Raw genomic sequence first — 401 nt, 5'->3', positions numbered from 1 at the left:
AACAGTTTCCTTTCCTAGACATTGATTGTTTTAAACCACTTGTGTTAACTAATGCTTGAAATGATGTACATGTATAGTGAATCCCTTGGTCTGAGTGAATAATTAATTTTTTATTTTTCGGAATTTTATGTTTCTCTACGAGTTTTGAAACAGTATTTAATACAAGGTCTACTTTCAAACTATCACTTAGTTCATATGAAAGTATTTGATTCGTGTAAGCATCTTTTATAGTAGATAGATAGGCTGTTTTACCTTTCCCGTAACACAAATAGGTAATATCAGTAAGAAAAATTGTTTTAGGACCACCCATTTTGAAATGACGTTTCACTAAGTTATCTTTCACACGTTGTTCAGTGGAATACTTCATGGCTTGTTTATATGGATTTGCTTTTCTTATCGGA

General features: G+C 31.2%; 1 protein-coding gene. It reads right to left on the bottom strand.

From position 1 onward, the window contains the following. Window positions 1-367: IS3 family transposase (locus TP70_RS10585; protein ID WP_053042497.1), on the bottom strand; the 367-nt coding region annotated here is incomplete at its 3' end. Window positions 368-401: the final 34 nt, after the last annotated feature.

The sequence above is a fragment of the Staphylococcus microti genome, assembly GCF_000934465.1.
GTDB lineage: Bacteria > Bacillota > Bacilli > Staphylococcales > Staphylococcaceae > Staphylococcus > Staphylococcus microti.
This window is presented reverse-complemented; position numbering and strand designations above follow the sequence as displayed.